The following is an 18,247-nucleotide window of genomic DNA, read 5'->3' on the forward strand; positions in this document are numbered from 1 at the left end:
CGTATCCGTTTTCGTACGGGGACAGATTCTGGCCGAAACGTGACGCGCGCGAAAACACGGTTGTCCGCACGCGAACGGATAGGCTTGGTCACGAAATTTGTCGTGAACCTTTTGCAGGCTTCGCGGACTCAATATCCATGACCACATTGACCGACTTCAATCCGCCGCGCGCCATCGCACAATCCCAGACAGGTTACTTCTATTTCTACATGGCGCTGGCGTGCACGGCCGTCGCCTTTCTCGGCGTTGCACCGACCTACTGGCTGCCGCTGGCCAATCGCTCGTTTTCGGCTTCCCCGGTCGTCCATTTTCACGGGCTGCTGTTCTTCGCCTGGTCGCTCTATTTCGTATTCCAGAGCTGGCTCGCCGCGTCCGGCAGGGTCGCCCGGCACCGCACCATCGGAATGATCGGCGTATCGCTGGCGACCGCGATGACAATCTTCGGCTTCCTGGTGGCTGTCAATGCGATGAAGCGCTCCGCCGCGGCGGGATTGACCGATGACGGAATCGCATTCGCGATTGTTCCGCTTAGCGGAATTCTGTTCTTCGCGGTGGTGTTCACACTGGCCATTGCCGCCATCCGCAAGCCCGAGACACACAAGCGGCTAATGCTGCTGGCCGGCATCTCGCTATTGGACGCCGCGGTCGCGCGCTGGTTTCTCACCTTCCTGGCGCCTCCCGGCCCGCTCGGCCCACCGCCGGTCCCCGTGACCATTCCGCCCGCCTTCGTCGCCTATCTCCTGCTGGTGGCCGCCATCGTCTTCGACTGGCGCACGCGCGGCCGGCCGCATCCGGTCTATGTTTACGGCGGTATCGCGCTGATCGCCGTCAAGCTCCTGAACTGGCCGATCAGTGTCACGCCGCTGTGGCATTCCTTCGCCGGCGGCATATTGGCGATGGCACAGTAAACTTGCCGGTTTTGGTGCTAGATTGATGGTGACATCGATCTCGACCGGCAGGAATCCCAGATTTGCTAGCATTCGAATGGATTATCGGGCTGCTGCTTGGCGCGGTGATGCTGTCCGCGCTGGCGCGGCGGCTCAAGGTACCCTATCCGACATTTCTTGCGATCGGCGGCATGCTGCTGGCATTCGTGCCCGGGGGCCCGTCGTGGACGCTGGAGCCTGATCTGGCACTGGCGCTGTTCGTGGCGCCGATACTGCTGGATGCAGCTTTCGATACCTCGCTGCGCGACCTCCGTAACAACTGGCTACCGGTCTCGACGCTGGTGCTGGTCGCGGTTGGGGTCACGACCGCCGCCGTCGCTGTCGTCGCGCACTGGCTTCGCCCGGACATGCCATGGGCGGTCGCGATCGCGCTCGGCGCCATTGTGGCACCGCCCGACGCCGCGGCGGCCACCGCGATCCTGCGCCAGGTTAACCTGCCCTACCGCATCCAGAAGATCCTCGAGGGCGAAAGCCTGCTCAACGATGCCAGCGCACTCCTGATCTACCGCGTCGCGGTCGGCCTGGTTGCCGCAGAGCACATGAAGGTGCACGAGTTCGTGCCGTCCGTTGCGCTGGCGCTGTTCGGAAGCCTCATTGCCGGCTTCCTGTTCGCGCGGATCTGGACGAAGATCACGCGCCGCATCACCGAGGCGCCGAGCGCAATCATCACGCAATTCGCCGGCACGTTCATGGTGTGGATCGTCGCCGAGCATATCGGGCTGTCCGGCATTCTCACCATCGTCGCCTATGCGATCACGATCGCCCGCACCGCGCCCGAGCGTACCCCGGCGCGGCTGCGCGTGGCCTCCTATGCGGTGTGGGAAACCGTCGTGTTCGTGCTCAACGTGCTGGCGTTCATTCTGATCGGCATGCAGCTCAATCCGATCTGGTCCGGGCTCGACGACGAGGTGCGGTTCAAGTATTGCAGCTTTGCCGCCGCGATCCTCGGCGTCGTGATCCTCGCCCGCGTCGCCTGGGTGATGCCATATGGCGCCTTGCTGCGCGCCTTGAACGCGCACGGCCTGCTTCCTCCGCATGTGTCTCCCGCGGTCCCCACAGTGGAACGCGGCATTATCGTGTCCTGGTGCGGGATGCGCGGCATCGTTACGCTGGCGGCCGCCTTCGCGTTGCCCGAGAGCTTCCCGTATCGCGATCTCATCCTGCTGACGGCCTTTGCCGTGGTGCTGGGGACTCTCGTGATCCAGGGCCTGACGCTGCGGCCGGTGATCCTCGCGCTGAAACTCGAGAAGGACGATCCGGTCGCGCGCGAGGCCGCTCAAGCGCGCTGCATCGCCTATCGCGCCGCGCTCGAGGCGATCGAATCCGATCCGTCCGAGGAGGCCGAGATCCTGCGGCTCGAATACCGCGCCGTGCTGTTGCGCGCCGAAACCGAACCCGAAATCGGCATCGCAACCAGCGAGCTGCCGGCCGATCCTCTGCGCCGCCGCGCCATCGGTGCGGCACGAGAGGCGCTGTTGAGGATGCGCCAGTTCGAGGAAATCAGCGACGACGCCTTCCACCAAGTGGAAGAAGAGCTCGACCGCGCCGAATTGAGCGCACAGGCATAACGGGGCGTGATGACGTTTCTTCGAATCGTCATCACGTTCTATCTCTTTGATTTGAGCATGATCTCCGCGCAAACGCGTTCCGCGTTTGTCGCGAGGGAAAACCGGTGCCCACTCTTCCGGATCATGCTCTAGCGCGTCACGCGCCCGACTTGCTCGTGATACCGCCATCGACCACGAGCTCGATCCCGGTGACGTATTTCGATTCATCGGACGCCAAAAACAGCGCCGCGTTGGCGACGTCCCAGGCGTCCCCCATATGGCCCATCGGCACCTGTGCGTCGCGCGCCCGCCACATCGCCTCGACGTCGCCCGCCGAATAGCTGGCCGCGAGTCCCGCCGAGTGCGCGACCATTGGCGTCTTCATCAGGCCTGGCAGGATGCAGTTGACGCGGACATGATCGCGTGCGAACTGCACGGCGGTCGTCTTCGTCATCTGGTTCATCGCTGCCTTCGAGGCGCCATAGGTGACGTAGGAAATTCCGAGGTGGCGGATGGATGCGATCGACGAGATGTTGATGATCGAGCCGCCACCCTGCTTCTGCATCACGGGGATGACGTGCTTCATGGCGAAATAGGCGCTCTTGAGATTGACGGCGAAGACGTGATCCCAACTCGCCTCGTTCACCTCGACGACGTTGCCCATTTCGGCGATGCCGACATTGTTGTCGAGCACGTCGACGCGGCCATAGGCCTTGAGGCACGCCGCCACCATCGCCTCGACTTCGGTTTCTCGGGAAACTTCGGCAGTGAAGGCGGTCGCCTTGCCGCCCTCGCCCGTAATGATTTCGACAGTCTCTTGCGCCGCCGCGGCGTTACGGTCGACGCAAAACACCTGCGCGCCCTGGCGTGCAAAAGTCACGGCAGTCGCCTTGCCATTGCCCCAGCCGGGACCGATCGAGCCTGCACCCACCACCATCGCCGTCTTGCCCTTGAGCCGTTCCATCGACTTCTTCTCCCTTGCGCGTTCTCGCTTTCTTGTAGCCCGGGTGAAGCGCAGCGCAACCCGGGAATCTTGTTCGGTGGCTCCCGGATTGCGCTTCGCTCCATCCGGGCTACGGTCAACCTATCCAATAAGCTAAAAAGATGCCCCGACATACGCCTAACAAGGCCCTTGCCACGGTTACCCAAATTGGACTGAATGCGCCCGCGAAAGACCCGCAGGACACCGGGTCTGGGAATTAAAGGGTCCCCGGGGAAAGTATGGCAACAGACAAGACAACGCCGCCCAATGACGAGGTCGTCACGGTATCCGACGAAGCCCTGCAAAAGGCGGAATCCTTCGTCGAGGCGGAAGAAGGCGCGGCGAACCGCCTGATGGGATGGGCGGGAAGGATCTCGACCACGATTGCCGTGGTCATGAGCCTGTTTCACCTCTACGCGGCCTACGCCATCGTCCCGACCCAGGAACTTCGCTACACCCACGTCGCCTTCACGCTGGTCCTGAGCTTCCTGCTGTTTCCCCTGGCGACACGCTTTCGCAATCGCGTGCGCTGGTGGGACATCGTCCCCGGGATAGTCGCGGTCGCGACCATCGTCTATGCGCTGTGGGGCGGCGAAGATTTCACCGACCGCGCCACCACGCCCGACCGCTGGGACATAATCGTCGGCATCGTCTTCATCGTGCTTCTGCTGGAGGCGACGCGGCGCACCACCGGTGCGATCATGCCGGTGGTGTCGTTGCTGTTCATCGCTTACGCCATGCTCGGCCCGTATCTGCCGGCGCCGTGGACCCATCGCGGCTACGATCTGGCCCGGCTGGTCGGTCACCTCTTCATTACGCTGGAGGGCATTTTCGGCGTCGCAGTCGACGTATCGGCGACACTAATCCTCCTGTTCACCATCTATGGCGCGTTCCTGCAGCATTCCGGCGCCGGCAAGTTCTTCATCGATTTCTCGCTGGCCTTGATGGGCGGGAAGCCGAACAGCGCCGGCCGCACCGTGGTGCTGTCGTCGTTCCTGCTCGGCGGCCCCTCCGGATCGGGCGTCGCCACCACTGTCATGATCGGCACCGTGGCCTATCCGATGATGGCCAAGGCCGGCTTCGAGAGGAACGCCGCGGGCGGATTGCTGGCCGCCGGCGGGCTGGGCGCGATCCTGTCGCCGCCGGTGCTGGGGGCGGCTGCGTTCCTGATCGCCGAGTTTCTCAAGATCAGCTATCTCGACGTGATCTGGATGGCGACCATCCCGACCTGTCTTTACTACATGTCTCTGCTGTTCATGGTCGAACTGGACGCCAAGAAATTCCACGCCAAGAACGTGACGTTCACGCCCGAGATGTCGCTCGGCCAGATGACCAGGCGGTACGGCTTCCACTTCATTTCGCTGCTCGCCGTCGTCGTGTTCATGGTCATCGGCTACTCGCCGTCGCTGTCGGTGTTCTACGCCATTGTCGTTACGTTCGCGCTGAGCTTCCTGCGCAGGGAAACCGCGCTGGTACCGAGCAAACTGGTGAAGGCACTGGCCGACGGCTCGATCGGCGCGCTCAATGCCGCGACCACCTGCGCCTGCGCCGGCATCGTCGTCGGCATCGTGACGCTGACCGGTCTCGGCCTCAAATTCTCGTCGATTGTCATCGCCTATGCCGGCGGCAGCCTCTTGCTGACCGCGATCTACACCGCGCTGATCGTCTGGATCATTGGCCTCGCCGTGCCAGTGACCGCGTCCTACATCATCTGCGCGGTGATCGCAGCGCCCGCGCTGGTCAAGCTCGGCGTGCCCGACTACGCCGCGCACATGTTCATCTTCTACTATGCCGTGTTGTCCGAGGTATCGCCGCCGACGGCGCTTTCGCCGTTCGCGGCGGCGGCCATCACCGGCGGGGATCCCTACAAGACCACGCTGCAATCCTGGAAATACACGCTGCCGGCGTTCCTGGTGCCGTTCGTATTCGTGCTTGACCCGCAGGGCGCAGGGCTGCTGATGTCGATTCCCAAGGGCGGTTCGTGGCTCGATATTCTCGAAATCACGATCAAGACGAGCCTGGGCCTGCTGGCGCTGGCCGCGTTTGCCCAGAACTGGGCGCTGCGACAAAATACAGCGGTCGAGCGCGGCCTGCTTCTGCTATCCGGATTGCTGCTGGTGTTCCCGAGCCTGATTGAGGCAATCGTCGAATGGATCACCGGACGCGATATCAGCTACACCTATGTGCCGGGCCTGATCATCGGTTTCGGCGTATTGCTGTGGCAGTCCAGAACGCGGTCGCCAGAGCGACCCGCGCTCACAACATAGAGAAGCGATTGAGGAGACAAAAATGAAAAAGACCACAGCGATCCTGGCGATGGCTTTGGGGCTAGCCTTCGCAGGCGCAGCCCATGCCCAGCAGAAAACCATGTCGATCGGAACCGGCGGCACCGGCGGCGTCTACTATCCGCTCGGCGGCGCGGTTGCCAACGTGCTCTCGAAGAACCTTCCCAACGTGCAGGCCACCGCCGAGGTCACCGGCGGTTCGGTCGACAATCTCAAGCTGATCGGCGCGGGCAAGAGCGAATTGGCCTTCACGATGGCCGACGCCGCGCTCGATGCGTTGAAGGGCGAGGACAAGTTCAAGAGCGGCAAGGTGCCGTTGCAGGCGCTGCTCGTGGTCTACCCGAACCGCATGCATGTGGTGACGGTGGAAGGCACTGGCATCAACACCATGGCGGATCTCAAGGGCAAGCGCGTTTCAACGGGGTCACCCGGCAGCGCCACCGAGGTGATGGCGTTCCGCGTCATCGAGGCCGCCGGTCTCGACAAGGATAAGGACTTGAAGCGCGAGCGGCTCGGCGTTGCCGAATCCGTCAACGCGGTCAAGGATCGCAAGATCGATGCGTTCTTCTGGGTCGGCGGCATCCCGACCGCTGCGGTCACCGATCTCGCGGCGACGCCCGGCCTGAAGATAAAGCTGATCGACCATGGCGATCTGGCCGAGAAGATGAACGCGAAATACGGCAAGCTCTATTCTTCCAGCAAGATCAAGGCAGGGTCGTATCCGGGCTACGACAAGGACAATTCCATCACCGACGTCTGGAACCTGATCGTCACCGGCGACAAGATGAGCAATGAGGATGCCTACACCATCGTCAAGACGCTGGTGGAGAAGAAGGCCGACATCGTCGCCGTGCACAAGGAAGCCGAGAGTTTTACGCTGGACAACCAGGTGCAGGAGCGTTCGCCAATCCCGTTCCATCCCGGCGCGCTGAAATACTTCAAGGAAAAAGGTGTCGGCGGCTAGGCTTCGATATTCGCCGCCCGGATAGCGCGGAAGCGCTGTGTCCGGACGCAGACGGCAGTGACCGCGGCCTTCCGAGGACCGCGGTCATTTTGTTTTGCCGACGGAAAGGTTGTGTGCATCGCATCATTGCTGCTCCTGCGAAGGGAGCACGAAGCCGTCACGACAGAGCGATCTCAAAACACGAACATCGCGGCGCCGACAAGCGACCACAGGCGTTAACATGCGGGGCTGATCAAATATGCCCAGACACGGCGTCGGTTCATTGAAGCAGCCCGTCGCCTTCATGAAATCGACGAATGCGCTTGTCTGGCCTGGCGTCTCGCGCCGCCACGGCGGGCAATTTCCGTAAAATTTTATTCGTGTCGGCGGCTTTAACCCTACTGAAGTAATCATGTGACCTCCCGCAAAATTCCATTATTGCGACCCCAACGCGGATGTACCACTAGCGCCGGGGTATCTGTTGGGAGGGCGGCCATGGAGCAGATCAATTTTAACGCGCATACACGCGCAGCGCACTTCGGGCATCGGAAGCTGACGCCGAGAGCCTGCGTCGTCGACAGCAAAAAGCACCTCCGGTTGTTCCTTTCCGACGCTCTCGAGGATCTCGGCTTCGTGACCAGCGAATGCGGTCAGGCTGGCGATTTGGCGGGCGTTCTGCAGGCCGAGCAGCCGGACGTGATCGTGCTCAGCGTGTGTGTCGACGGGATCAATGTCGGCGAAATTCTCGAAGTCATTGTCCGCAAGAATTTCGGCGGCAAGGTCCTCGTCATCGGTCAACCCGACTCGATTATGGTAAAGGCGGTCAGGCAAATTGGCGACGAATACGGCATTGCCATGCTGCCCTCGCTGCAGACGCCGTTCGGCGCGGCGAGCCTGCGCGCCAGCGTCGCGGAGCTGCTACCGGCCGAGCCGGCGCCAAGCCCCGCCGTCGATGTCGCCGAGGCCTTGAAGGCCGGCTGGCTCGAACTGTGGTATCAGCAGAAGATCAACACCCGCACGCTGGCGCCGAGCGGAGCCGAGGCGTTGGTCCGGATGCGGCACCCTGCCTGGGGCGTAGTCCCGCCGGCCTATTTCATTCCCGACGACAAGGATCCGCATTTTCGCGCTCTGTCCGAATTCGTGATCGGTCGCGCCATCGAAGACTGGCGCTACCTGCTGGAAAGCCAGGGTCCGGTCGACCTTTCGATCAACCTTCCGGTATCGTTCTTCGGCAATGCCGCGGCGGTGCGCGATCTGTGCCGTGCCATGCCGGCCCACCCCGCCTTTGGCGGGCTCCTGATCGAAATCAACAGCAGCGAGGTGATCGACCATCCGGACCTCGCGGTGGACGCCGCAAGACGGCTGCGCCTGTCCAATATCGCGATCGCAATCGACAATGTCGGCGCGGAATGGCCGTCTCTTCTGGAACTTCGGAGCTTCCCGTTCGCCGAGCTGAAGGTCGACCAGCAATATATCAACGGCTGCGCGGACGACCGGCTGAAGCAGACGGTATGCCGGCGCATCGTCGAACTGGCCCGGGACAACGGCGCCCGCGCCATCGCCCAGGGCGTGGAGACCCGCGCCGACTTTCTCGCCGCTTACGACATGGGATTCGATCTGGTCCAGGGCTACCTGTTCGGCAAGCCGGTGGCGGTGCGGAAATTTGCTCGCTCCCGCCCTCAGCTGGCAACCGCCTCCGACAAGCCGTCCTGAACCAGGCTCACTCGAACTTCATGTCGATACATTTCACGATGTCGGAGCCGAGCCCGGACGAGATGATGATGCAGCCGCGCACCTTCGGCGTATTGTTGTCGCTGGCCCATACAGCATAGCCGCCGGGACCGAAGAACGAATTGGTGTTCGGCGGCTCGGTTTCAGTGGCATCGAACGAATAGTCGCCATCAGTATCGAAGATGCGCGGTTTCTTCGTGCAGCCGCCATCGGCCTGCACGTTGATGACTTCCTTGTTGTCCCGCGTCAGCGCCAGCGAAACTTGGCAGCGGAAATATTCAGAGGTCTTGACGTTGAACACGTAAGCATAGGATTTGCAGGTCGCCGTGTTGAGCTTGCCCGGAGCCAAGCCGCGGCTGCAGGCAATCCGCTGGTTGTTGCTGAGCTTGAAATTGTCGGCCTGTGCCGCTTGAGCCAGCGTCATGAACGATAGCGCAACACCAAGACCGATCTTCATGACGTGTTTCATCCTGACCATCCCTAAGACGTTCTTCGCAATGCATGCTTGTAGCTGGAAAGGCGAACATAGTCGCGAAGTCGAACGCGGGAAATCACAAAGTCTCAAGGGCGGTGTGATGCGTCGAAGGTGCCAATTGACGGCACGACACCGTTCGTGATTTGTTCAAAGCATGGGGCAAGAGGCCGAATGGCTGCGGGGAGTATGGATGATGACGAGCATTTCAACGAAGGCGTTTTTGGCGGTGGCCGTCCTGGCGGGGTTCTCGACCAGCGCATTTGCGCAAGGCGCCGCGCCGACGCCTTGGGAGCTGAAGTCGGACATGGGCTATGCCTACGGCAGGGACGGCAAGACGCTCGTCTACAAGATGGGCACCAACAATGCGGGCCTGCTGCTGAAAGGCGCCAAGAAGGTGCCGAAGGGAACGCTGTTCTTCATCGGCCAGAACGGACAGCTCTATATGCGCTCCGGCCCCTATCTGGAGGGCGACGGCAGGTTCATGTTCGGGTCGGATTGAACTTTCTTCCTTCTCCCCTTGTGGGAGAAGGAAAGAGCCAACCTAAAGCGCTCCCGCCAATTCCTTCGCGCCGGGCTTGCCAGAGTTGAAATCCATGCGCTCGTCGGTGACCGCGAGCAGTTTCGCCACCGTATTGTGGCGGATCGCGACGGGGTTGCGCTCGTAGCCGCCGCGCTGGAAGAAATTCGAGGTCGGCACCCGTTCGCGCATCGCCTGCGGCATGGTCACCATGTCGAGGCCAGTGCCGTCGCCGGTCAGGTTCATCATTTCGAGCTCGGCGGCCGAGAGCGGGCGATTGTAGCCCTTGGCGCGCGCGAAATGGACCGAGGTCAAGAGCTTGTGGGTCTGCAGCATCGGCCCGACGTCGACATCGAGCACCATGGCGTGCACCGCCCAGCCCTGCGGGGTATTGGCGAGTTTCTCATGCTCGGACCAGGTGTCCGGCACGGTGCGCGAGAACGCCACCATCTTTTTCAGCACGGCCAGCTTGTGATCCATCGCCTTGCGCGGCGCACCTGACAGGCTTGCTGCCTTCGTTGTCAGTTCCTTGATCATTTCGTGGCCCTGCTCGGCCAACAGCTCGACGCTATTCGTGGTGAGCAACTGGTTGTAGCCGATCGCGGTCGAAATCGCGCGCGAGCCCGGCCGCGACGCGCTCAGGCCCGATTGCATGTCGTAATTGCCGTTGCCGCCAGTCTCGAACGAATAGACCCGCACCACCTGCTCGCGCGTCAGGCCGGCGGCCAGCGCGTAGCGGGCATAGGCGCGCTTGAAGTCGACTTCGGCGGCCGGCCGCTGCGGCACAAACTGGAAATGGTCGGCGGCGGCTTTCAGGAAATCGGCGACCACCGGCAGCGGCTTGCGCTCGCGCGGCGGCCTCTCTTCCTCCGGCTCCGGATTAACCGGGCGCTTCGGACCGGTGTAGGCCGGCGGCTGCGTCAGCACGTAGTCGTCGAGCGCAATGGCCTGGCGTTCCCGGCGCTTGGCATTGCGGCCCTTTCGTTTCTCCGAGATCGAAGACCAATAGGCCCCCGCCTGCTCCTCGAACGCGGCACGCGCTTCCTGATATTCCCTGAGCTTGCGGCGATATTCAGCAATCGCCTGCGGCGAGGCTGCTTGCGCCATCGCGTCTGCGGTTGAGGGAGGGAGTGGCTCGGTCGCCACGGCAGGCGGCGCACTCGCAAGCAGCGCGAGCGCGACAAATCCGGAACCCATGCGAATCAATGGCAGGCGCATGGCACCCTTGTACCAAGCAGGCCCGCGAAGTCAGCCCCTGAAGGGAGCGACAATAGGTGGCGCTGCCTTACTTCCCTTCTCCCACAAGGGGAGAAGGGAAGAAGCCGCCTACTCCTGTTCAACGCCGCTGGTCTTCACGAGCTGCGACCACTTCTTCTCATCCTTGTCGATGAAGCCGGCATAGTCTTCCGGCGTGCCGGGCGTGATCTCGGTGCCGTCATTACCCAACTGTTTCTTCACCTCGTCGGAGGCGAGCGCGTCCCGTAGCGCCTTGTTGAGCTTGTCGATGATCGGCCGCGGCGTGCCGGCTGGCGCAACAAGGCCGTAATAGAGCGAGGCGTCGAAACTGGACAGGCCCGCTTCCATCATCGTCGGCACGTCGGGCAACAGGCTCGAACGGGCGATGCTGGTCACCGCAAGCGCGCGCAGCTTGCCGGCGGAGACATTGGTGTGCGAAGCCGGAATCGGCGCGAATGCCATCGGGATGTGGCCGCCGAGGAGATCGGTCAGCGCCGGACCGGTGCCCTTGTACGGGATGTGCACCAGTCTGATGCCGGCAGCGCGGGCAAAATATTCGCCGGTGATATGGCTGGCGGTACCGGCGCCGGCCGAGCCGAAATTGACCTTGTCGGGATTGGCCTTCGCATGGGCGATCAGTTCGGCCACGCTCTTCGCGGGGAACGACGGATGCACGACCAGCGAGTTCGGCGCGTTGCCAATCATGCCGATCGGCGCAAAATCCTTGCGCGGATCGTAGCCGGGATTTTTGTAGAGCGAGGGGCCGATCGCGAGCGTGCCGGTGTAGCCCAGCAGCAGCGTGTAACCGTCGGGATCGCTCTTGGCGACCGCCTTGGTGCCGACCGTGCCGCCGGCGCCGGGACGATTGTCGACCACGACCTTCTCGCCGAGCAGTTCGCTCATCTTGTCGGCAATGGCGCGGCCGACGATCGAGGTGCTGCCGCCGGGCGCGAATGGAATGACCAGCGTGATGGCGCGGGCGGGATAGGTTTGCGCTCGCGCTGAATCGAAGGCTACGCCCACACCGAGCAGTGCGGCGACGACACAAAAGCTCTTGATCCACGAGGACATGATGCGCGCACTCCCAAAACTGTTCTTATTGTTGGTGCGGCCATCGTCGCTGAAACGATCCGTATTCGCAAGTTGACGAAGCAATCCATCCATCTCACATCGTGAGATGGATGCGCGATCCTACCTCCACGCAAATACCGGCTGTTCCAGTTCCGCAACGCGCGTGTTTCTTCCCGCCAGCACTTCGGCAAATTGATAGATCAGCGCCGCCGTCGGCGCGTGGATGTGCTGACCGGCATGGCGGAAGCGGATCACGCGCCGCGTACTTTCGGGGATCGTGGTGAAGCTGAAGGCGTCGCTTCGTTCGATATCCGCGAGGGCTATGCGATGCACTGAGGCGACCTCCGCAGGGTTGGGCACGAAATCGGCGCTGCTGCTCACCCAGACCACCACGGGCGTGACGAGATAGCCGGATCGCGTCGGGTAATCGTCGAGCAGGCCGAGCACATCGTCTTCGCCCAGCGCGACGCCGAGTTCTTCGTGAAGCTCGCGCAGCGCCGCCTGCGCCTGCGTCTCGCCGTGGTCGCAGCGCCCGCCCGGCAACGCCCATTGGGCGGCGTGCGAACGCAAGGTCGCGGCGCGGCGGGTCAGCAGAAACGTGGTCCCTCCGCCGTCCTCGGCTTCCGTCAGCGCAATCGCCACCGCAGCGCGTTTCAGCCCAGACACCGCCTCGCCGGATGACGCCCGCGAAAATGCCGCGCAGAGCTCTGCGATATTCCGCCTTGTGGTATCGTCAAATGACCGGGCCATCCCGCTTGACTACAACACAAGCGCAACAGATGAAATGATCCCGGACAGCATGACAGCCCGCAGGAAACGGAAAGCACGACATGACAGCCAAGGCCGCGGACAAACTCAAATCCGACGGCTGGAAGATCGTCGAAACGTCAGGTTTCCTGCACCTGATCGGCCCGCTATGGCAGCGCGTGGCCGACGGAACGCACGAATACGCACTTGCAACCGAGGACAAGCACCACAACCGCCGCGGCCTGGTGCAGGGCGGCGTGATCATGACCTTCGCCGACCGCACCTGCGGCATGACCGCCCGCTTCGTCTCGGGCAAACCTACGCTGGCGACCGTGCAGCTCGATACGCACTTCGTCGAAGCCGGCAAGATCGGCGAGGTTTTGGTGTCGAAGCCGCACGTGGTGCGCTCCACCCGCAGCCTCATTTTCATCACGACGGAAGTCACCGTCGACAAACGCTGTATCGCGATGGCGAGCGGCGTGTTCAAGATATTGAAGAACGAGGGTTAGACGCTGTCATTCCGGGACGATACGCAGCATCGAACCCGGAATGACGGCGCATATGGAGGACCACTTCATGCAATACCGCCAACTCGGCCGCAGCGGCCTGAAGATTTCGCCGATCTGTCTGGGTACCATGATGTTCGGCGGACCCACCGACGAGGCGACGTCGTCGCGCATTGTGGCGAAGGCGCGCGAGGCCGGCATCAACTTCATCGACAGCGCGGATGCCTATAATGGCGGCCAGTCCGAACAGGTGGTCGGCCGCGCCATCTCCAACAACAGACACAACTGGATTCTGGCGACCAAGCTCGCCAACCAGATCGGCGACGATCCCAATCGCGGCGGGCTGTCGCGGCGCTGGGTGATGCAGGCCGCGGACGAAAGCCTGAAGCGGCTCGGCACCGACTTCATCGATATCTATTATCTGCACAAGGAGGACCACGCGACGCCGTTGGAGGAGACGGTGCGGGCGATGGGCGACCTGATGCGGCAGGGCAAGATCCGCTATTTCGGCGTTTCGAACTACCGCGCCTGGCGTGTCGCCGAGATCTGCAACATCTGCGACAGAAACGGCATCGATCGCCCGATCGTCAGCCAGCCCTATTACAACGCCATGAACCGCATGCCAGAAGTCGAGCATTTTCCGGCCTGCGGCTATTACGGCCTCGGCATCGTGCCCTATAGCCCCTTGGCGCGCGGCGTGCTGACCGGCAAGTACAAGCCCGACGCCGCACCCGACAGGGAGACGCGCGCCGGCCGCGCCGACAAGCGCATGATGCAGACCGAATGGCGGCCGGAATCGCTGCAGCTCGCGCAGGAGATCAAGCGGCACGCCGAGGCCCGCGGCATCACCGCCGGACAGTTCGCGGTGTCATGGGTGCTGAATTCGTCATTCGTCTCGGCTGTCATCGCGGGCCCGCGCACCGAGGAACAATGGGACGATTACCTGAAGGCGCTCGACTATCGCTTCACGGCCGAGGACGAGGCGCTGATCGACCGGCTGGTGGTGAGCGGACACCCTTCGACGCCGGGGTTCAATGACCCGGCCTATCCGATCGAGGGGCGGCGCGCGCGGACGGCTGGCCAAGGCAGATGAGCAAATAAGCAAGTAAAACGGCCCTGTCGAGACCACCACCCTGCGTTGTATCAGGGTCGGATATACGGTAACGGGATAGTAACCTCGCCGGTAGAAAACTACCCCGTTCAGGCGGAGGTCCATGCGGTGGACGAGCACAGAACGGCACCACGGCGGCGGTTGTTGAAGGCGGGCAAGATTTCGTTTGGCGGCGGCGCCGCCTTCGATTGCACGGTCCGCAATCTATCCGAAACCGGTGCCGCGCTCGAGGTGACCTCCCCCGTCGGCATTCCCGAACGCTTCACGCTGGTGGTCGAAGCCGACCAACTCCATCTGCCGTGTCGCGTCGTCTGGCGAAAAGAGAAGCGGATCGGGGTTCATTTCGAAGCGTGAACGGCGCCGTAGCCGTTTGCACAATCGCGGCAGATCCGGCCTCGTACGTCGTGACCGGACCCGCCGCGAAATGATCGCGCCTCGCAGCCTCAAGCGTCAGTGTCTGGATTCGAGGCTGACGATAACGCCTGTGGGCTCGGGCTCGTGCGGCGACAGTTTCGTCAGCGTCTCATCGCTCCAATAGGCAAGGTTTACGATCATGCCGACTGGCGCTTCCGGCTGGGAAGCCTCGGTCGGTTCCAGGACGTTGAGCCCGCCGCTGTCGATGAAGAACGTGTGATCGCCAAACATGCTGGCCAGTTGCGGGACCACCGGATGATCGTCGGGAAGCGCCTGGGCTTCGAATTGCTTCAAAGCGCGTTCCACCTGTGCCGAGTTCAATTTCATGCACGACTCCTACTTGGCTTCTTGGTTGGTTGAGGACCGCGTGGGCGGCTAAGACCGCACGCGGCTGCTTCCTGCGAAGGATACGAAAGGCGTCAAGGGTGTCGGATCCTGATCGCTCGTCCCCACCAGCACAGCGCGCTGGTTCGCAAGGTCTCCTTCAATCCGCGAGCAGCGCGAATTGAACACGGGACAATGGTGCCTCTTTGCGCCCGTTCAACCCGGCAACGAAATTAAATTGGCAATGTTCCGCAGAAAGGCATGTTCGAATCCTGCGACTGCCGCGCGGAACCCTGCGGAACACGCGGGGTAACGGCGCGGCCTGCTATCTCCCGTCGGGAATGGGATGCAGCCTCGCCAATTCGTCGAGCGACAGATGCGCCTCCGCATCGCTCAGCGCGAAACGGACAATGACATCCTGACGGCCGACCTGCCCCCAAAGCCCATCCGACGACCATTTCTGCGGCACGGGCCCGCGCAGACCTTCGATCCAGACAAAATACCATTCCGTCATCGAACACCTCCTGGCGCTGATCCGGACCAGATGCGCCACGGTCTCGCTGACAAGATATTACCGGTCCTCGATCACGAAAAGGCCCGCGCGGCACGCACCAGCGCCCGGTCTTTTGTCACGAAATGGCTTACTTTGTCGGAATGAAATGGCTCCTGATCATGGCCGCCTTGGCCTGCAATCCTGGCGACCGGCTGGTTGACCTGCGCGACAAGATTCCTCGTGGCCTGAATTCGATCGAGCTGATGGTCACTGTCGAACCCTTCTATGCCCGCTTCTACATCTACCAGCCGGGTTTCCCTGACAGCATCCAGCATTGCTGCGGCAACAAACCTTCCTCGATTATCAAGGTGCCAGTTGTCGACGGCCGCTTCTGCATCAGACAGAGTCAGCCGCGGATGAAATGGACGGTTCGCGCGCTCTTCAGGCCCGACATTCAAATGTAGTGTCGCCTCAAGCGAATTGCGCGAGGCCTTGGCCGACCGACCAATTCTCTTTCGCGGACTCGAGAATGTTCACGAACACGTCCTCCGGCCGAATGCCGGGGCTTTCGCCGAGCAACTCCGCGGTGCGCCGGAACAGCGCTTTCTTCTGTTCTGTCGTGCGGGTGTTGAACACGGTGATCTGGATGTACACGACATCGTCGCTGCGGGCGATTCCAAAACAGGATGCGCCGTAACGGAAGTTCGCGGCATCATGCTCCCTGATGGTCATGAACTGGTCGTCTTCGGGCACGTCCAACGTTTCGCGCATCGCGCGGTAAAGGCTGTCGAAGATCGCCCGCCGGTAGGCTTCCGGCTTTCCGGCACGCAGCGAGATGTGAATGAGCGGCATCGCGGATCCTTTCGAAAAACCGGTAACGCCGCCGTGGCGGCTTCCGCGCGGATGGTTCACCCCGTCGACGAAATGAGCTATCAATAGTTTTTGACGCGTTGTCTAAAAATGGTATCCGCGTTCTTGACGCCATGTCAAATACTATTTGGCCCGCGTCAGGCAGTCGGATTGGGCGATGGTGTGCAGCGGAGGGAAACGTGCGGCCGCGAGAGTTTAACCACGACGACGTGCTGCGCATCGCGTTCGATCAATTCTGGCGCAAGGGGGTGCGTGGCACACAGCTCTCGGACATCGCACGTGACGCGGGCGTTCAGCGCGGCAGCCTCTACAATGCCTTTGGCAGCAAGGAAGCGCTGTTTCTCTGCGCCTACGAGCGCTATGCCGGCGAATATGTGAGCTCGCTTCAGAAGGCGCTCGGCGCGGGGACCTTGCGCGAGCGCCTCACCGCGTTTTTCGATCTGACGATCAAGAATTTTCGTTCCGGCTCGCCGCCCCGCGGATGTCCGACCACGCGGGGACTGATGGAGCTGACGTCGGTCGAAGGCGAAGGGCTGGACGAGAACGGGCGCAAAACCTTCGCGGATCTGGTGGCGCGGATCACCGACCTGGTTCAGGAAGCCTTGTCGGAGGGCGTCGAGCGGGGCGAGTTCAACGGAGACCCCGAGACCGCGGCATTGCACATCGTCACCGTGACGCGCGGATTGGCCGTGCTGGAACGCGCCTTCGGCGATGAGGCCCAGCTTCGGACGATTGCCGCACATACGGTCGATCTCGTGCTCGGCAAGAAGGGTTGAACCCTTTGCGGCGCCGCGACGACAAAATCCGCATCATCGCTTAGGGAATTGCCGGTCATGAATTCGCCAGAGCCCGCCGTCCGAACGGCATCGAACAGCAGCCCTGCCCGCCGCATCGCCGTGGCGGTGATTCTGAGCGGACTGGTCTTTGTCGTGCTGTGGTTCATGATGTTCAGCATGGTCACGTCGCTGCTGATCGGATCCGGTTGCTGCGTCGTGATCGTTGCGGCAAGCTCCGTGTCGGATCTGTTCGAAATGCTGCTTGATGCCGTCGCTTCCGTCATCTTCGGCGTGCTGGCCGTCATCGCGGCGATCTTCGGGGCGATTCTTGGCCTGTTCGGATTTTAGGTCCGCCGCTCGCATCGTGAGATGATTGGCAACGGTGTAGCGCCTGAAGCATTATGTGTCAGGCCCAGGCAACGGGAGCTCTCTCCGTCATCCCCGCGCAACGGCTTCGCCGTTGTCGCTGGAGGTGCGAGCGAGGCAAACCTCGAAGGATGAGCAGCCCGTGGCCGTCGCCCTTCGAGGGCCGCGCTGCGCGCAGCGTGCATCCGGCTTTCCCTGCGCCCTTTGTTTTTGTGGAGGGCGGAAGCTTAAGCAAAGCTCGGGCGCTTGATGCCGCGAGAACGCGGACGCTTACCCTCTCACTCTGTCCTTGCGCTTCAGGCAAATCAGCCCGCAGCAGAGCCGGGAGATCCTGGGCGGTCTTTTGTCTGCGCGAAATTGTCTACCGTGAAATAGCCCCTGACATCAGCTGCGCTGCAATCCCGGCGGCCTTCGCGCTGCTATGACGTGCTGGATGGCCAGTTAAATCAGTCCAGGCCAGCGCTTTGCGGACTCGTTCGAGGCCTGGAGGATTTCCTCAACGAGTCCGCAACCGCCGCCGCTGCCTTACTACCACGCAAGAACACCATTCCCAATCAGGTGGGGCGCGTCTGCACGCTGTCCGACACTTACCCGGTGAAGCCGCGCCGGTGTGGCCATAGAGCTACAACTCGTCTGTGCGGGGCCGCACACCCATGCTACGTGCCGCCGATGCAGGTCCGCTGGCCGAAGCGATGGCCTTGCTGGATTTAGCCCCGGCGAGAGGTTAGAATTAGAGCGGCCCGCGCCTTTCTCAGGAGGTCCGATCATGACACGGCACCTTTTTTTCGCGATTGCGCTCATAGGCACCGGAGTGCTCCTCAACTCACCTTCCGAAGCACAGCATTGGCGATGCGAAGACAGATTTGCGAATTGCTTGGGCAATTGTACCGACAGGCTGGCAGGGAT

20 protein-coding genes are annotated in these 18,247 nt (G+C 62.2%); 12 read left to right on the plus strand and 8 right to left on the minus strand.

The window, feature by feature from the left end:
• Nucleotides 1-137 precede the first annotated feature (137 nt).
• Together IVB22_RS22895 and IVB22_RS22900 are read left to right on the plus strand one after the other, a co-directional pair.
• Entirely contained in the window at nt 138-908 is a 771-nt protein-coding gene (locus IVB22_RS22895) for a hypothetical protein (protein WP_247519505.1), read from the plus strand.
• 62 nt (nt 909-970) lie between these two features.
• Complete coding sequence (locus IVB22_RS22900; RefSeq protein WP_247519506.1) at nt 971-2,515, plus strand: sodium:proton antiporter; 1,545 nt, start codon at nt 971-973, stop codon at nt 2,513-2,515.
• A gap of 136 nt (nt 2,516-2,651) precedes the next feature.
• Here the strand turns inward: IVB22_RS22900 and IVB22_RS22905 are convergent, their stop codons facing one another.
• Nucleotides 2,652-3,458 (minus strand): SDR family NAD(P)-dependent oxidoreductase, encoded by an 807-nt coding sequence (locus IVB22_RS22905; protein WP_247519507.1) that lies wholly within the window; start codon nt 3,456-3,458, stop codon nt 2,652-2,654.
• A gap of 257 nt (nt 3,459-3,715) precedes the next feature.
• Between IVB22_RS22905 and IVB22_RS22910 the strand changes: the two genes are divergently transcribed.
• The 3 genes from IVB22_RS22910 to IVB22_RS22920 all read left to right on the plus strand — a co-directional run bounded on the left by IVB22_RS22910 (nt 3,716) and on the right by IVB22_RS22920 (nt 8,417).
• Nucleotides 3,716-5,743: a TRAP transporter fused permease subunit gene (locus IVB22_RS22910; protein WP_247519508.1), complete on the plus strand. Its 2,028-nt coding sequence runs from the start codon at nt 3,716-3,718 to the stop codon at nt 5,741-5,743.
• Nucleotides 5,744-5,765: 22 nt separating this feature from the next.
• Nucleotides 5,766-6,725 carry a TAXI family TRAP transporter solute-binding subunit gene (locus IVB22_RS22915; RefSeq protein ID WP_247519509.1) on the plus strand — a complete coding sequence of 320 codons (960 nt, stop codon included), beginning with the start codon at nt 5,766-5,768 and terminating at the stop codon, nt 6,723-6,725.
• Between the two features lie 474 nt (nt 6,726-7,199).
• The gene (locus IVB22_RS22920) at nt 7,200-8,417 is read left to right on the plus strand and encodes an EAL domain-containing protein (protein ID WP_247519510.1); all 1,218 of its coding nucleotides are present in this window, start codon (nt 7,200-7,202) and stop codon (nt 8,415-8,417) included.
• Nucleotides 8,418-8,424: 7 nt separating this feature from the next.
• Here IVB22_RS22920 and IVB22_RS22925 read toward each other — a convergent pair whose 3' ends face one another.
• A complete protein-coding gene (locus IVB22_RS22925) occupies nt 8,425-8,904 on the minus strand; it encodes a hypothetical protein (protein ID WP_374207612.1) in 480 nt (159 codons plus the stop codon).
• A gap of 199 nt (nt 8,905-9,103) precedes the next feature.
• Here IVB22_RS22925 and IVB22_RS22930 point away from each other — a divergent pair, with 199 nt between their 5' ends.
• Entirely contained in the window at nt 9,104-9,409 is a 306-nt protein-coding gene (locus IVB22_RS22930) for a hypothetical protein (RefSeq protein ID WP_247519512.1), read from the plus strand.
• A 42-nt stretch (nt 9,410-9,451) separates the two neighbouring features.
• Here IVB22_RS22930 and IVB22_RS22935 read toward each other — a convergent pair whose 3' ends face one another.
• The 3 genes from IVB22_RS22935 to IVB22_RS22945 form a co-directional block, all read right to left on the minus strand.
• Entirely contained in the window at nt 9,452-10,645 is a 1,194-nt protein-coding gene (locus tag IVB22_RS22935) for a hypothetical protein (protein ID WP_247519513.1), read from the minus strand.
• A 108-nt stretch (nt 10,646-10,753) separates the two neighbouring features.
• A complete protein-coding gene (locus IVB22_RS22940; protein ID WP_247519514.1) occupies nt 10,754-11,734 on the minus strand; it encodes a tripartite tricarboxylate transporter substrate binding protein in 981 nt (326 codons plus the stop codon).
• A gap of 120 nt (nt 11,735-11,854) precedes the next feature.
• Nucleotides 11,855-12,484 carry a CoA pyrophosphatase gene (locus tag IVB22_RS22945; protein ID WP_247519515.1) on the minus strand — a complete coding sequence of 210 codons (630 nt, stop codon included), beginning with the start codon at nt 12,482-12,484 and terminating at the stop codon, nt 11,855-11,857.
• A gap of 80 nt (nt 12,485-12,564) precedes the next feature.
• On the opposite strand from IVB22_RS22945, the gene IVB22_RS22950 reads away from it, so the two are divergent.
• The 3 genes from IVB22_RS22950 (at nt 12,565) to IVB22_RS22960 (ending at nt 14,452) form a co-directional block, all read left to right on the plus strand.
• The gene (locus tag IVB22_RS22950) at nt 12,565-12,990 is read left to right on the plus strand and encodes a PaaI family thioesterase (RefSeq protein ID WP_247519516.1); all 426 of its coding nucleotides are present in this window, start codon (nt 12,565-12,567) and stop codon (nt 12,988-12,990) included.
• 67 nt (nt 12,991-13,057) lie between these two features.
• Nucleotides 13,058-14,080, plus strand: coding sequence for an aldo/keto reductase (locus IVB22_RS22955; protein WP_247519517.1), 1,023 nt, complete (start codon nt 13,058-13,060; stop codon nt 14,078-14,080).
• Nucleotides 14,081-14,206: 126 nt separating this feature from the next.
• The gene (locus IVB22_RS22960) at nt 14,207-14,452 is read left to right on the plus strand and encodes a PilZ domain-containing protein (RefSeq protein WP_247519518.1); all 246 of its coding nucleotides are present in this window, start codon (nt 14,207-14,209) and stop codon (nt 14,450-14,452) included.
• Between the two features lie 96 nt (nt 14,453-14,548).
• On the opposite strand, the gene IVB22_RS22965 is transcribed toward IVB22_RS22960, so the two are convergent.
• Complete coding sequence (locus tag IVB22_RS22965) at nt 14,549-14,839, minus strand: hypothetical protein (protein WP_247519519.1); 291 nt, start codon at nt 14,837-14,839, stop codon at nt 14,549-14,551.
• A 322-nt stretch (nt 14,840-15,161) separates the two neighbouring features.
• Nucleotides 15,162-15,350, minus strand: a complete 189-nt coding sequence (locus IVB22_RS22970) for a hypothetical protein (protein ID WP_247519520.1) — start codon at nt 15,348-15,350, stop codon at nt 15,162-15,164.
• 158 nt (nt 15,351-15,508) lie between these two features.
• Here IVB22_RS22970 and IVB22_RS22975 point away from each other — a divergent pair, with 158 nt between their 5' ends.
• Entirely contained in the window at nt 15,509-15,793 is a 285-nt protein-coding gene (locus IVB22_RS22975) for a hypothetical protein (protein WP_247519521.1), read from the plus strand.
• A 7-nt stretch (nt 15,794-15,800) separates the two neighbouring features.
• On the opposite strand, the gene IVB22_RS22980 is transcribed toward IVB22_RS22975, so the two are convergent.
• Nucleotides 15,801-16,181 carry a tautomerase family protein gene (locus tag IVB22_RS22980; RefSeq protein ID WP_247519522.1) on the minus strand — a complete coding sequence of 127 codons (381 nt, stop codon included), beginning with the start codon at nt 16,179-16,181 and terminating at the stop codon, nt 15,801-15,803.
• Nucleotides 16,182-16,378: 197 nt separating this feature from the next.
• Between IVB22_RS22980 and IVB22_RS22985 the strand changes: the two genes are divergently transcribed.
• Together IVB22_RS22985 and IVB22_RS22990 are read left to right on the plus strand one after the other, a co-directional pair.
• Nucleotides 16,379-16,975 (plus strand): TetR/AcrR family transcriptional regulator, encoded by a 597-nt coding sequence (locus IVB22_RS22985; protein WP_247519523.1) that lies wholly within the window; start codon nt 16,379-16,381, stop codon nt 16,973-16,975.
• Between the two features lie 57 nt (nt 16,976-17,032).
• The gene (locus IVB22_RS22990) at nt 17,033-17,323 is read left to right on the plus strand and encodes a hypothetical protein (protein WP_247519524.1); all 291 of its coding nucleotides are present in this window, start codon (nt 17,033-17,035) and stop codon (nt 17,321-17,323) included.
• The last annotated feature ends 924 nt before the right edge of the window (nt 17,324-18,247 follow it).

This window comes from Bradyrhizobium sp. 190, assembly GCF_023073415.1.
GTDB lineage: Bacteria > Pseudomonadota > Alphaproteobacteria > Rhizobiales > Xanthobacteraceae > Bradyrhizobium.